Below are 509 nucleotides of genomic sequence, written 5' to 3'. Positions count from 1 at the left end.
AAGAAGAGGGAAGAAAAGAAAAAAAAATGAAGGAGAAGAGACTGTATAGGAAGAGCAAGGAAAAAAAGAAAAAAAAGAATAAGAGGGGAAGGAGAAGAGAAGGAGAGGAAAAAGAAAAGGAGGAAAAGGAAAGAAAAGAAGGAAATGGAAAAGGAAGAGAAAAAGAGAAGATAGAAAAAACGAAGGGAAAGAGAAGAGGAAAAAGAAAGAATAGAAAAAAAAAAGAGAAAAAGAAAAGGGGAAAAGAGAGAAGAAAAAAAAAGAAAAAGAAGGAAGCGTAAGATGAGTAAAAGAGAAAGAAAGATGATGGAGAGAGAAGAAAAAGGAGAAAAATGGAAGAAAAAGGGGAAGAAGGGAATAGGGGAGGAAAAAGAGAAGTGAATGAGTGGAAAACAAAAAAAAGGAGTGGAAAAAAGCAGGAAAAGGAAAAGGATAGGAGGTGCGGAAAGAAAAGGGGATGAAAGAAGAAAAAGAAAAAAGGGAGAAGAGAAGAGAGGAGAAAAAAAAAA

General features: G+C 34.4%; 1 protein-coding gene. It reads left to right on the top strand.

Annotation, left to right across the window (positions count from 1 at the left end):
• On the top strand, positions 1-281 hold a 281-nt coding region (locus ACYQ35_RS11800; protein WP_459833827.1), incomplete at its 5' end, for a hypothetical protein.
• Positions 282-509 lie beyond the last annotated feature (228 nt).

It is taken from the genome of Faecalimonas hominis (assembly GCF_054660755.1).
The sequence above is the reverse complement of the archived record's forward strand: the minus strand, read 5'-3'. Positions and strand labels throughout refer to the sequence as shown.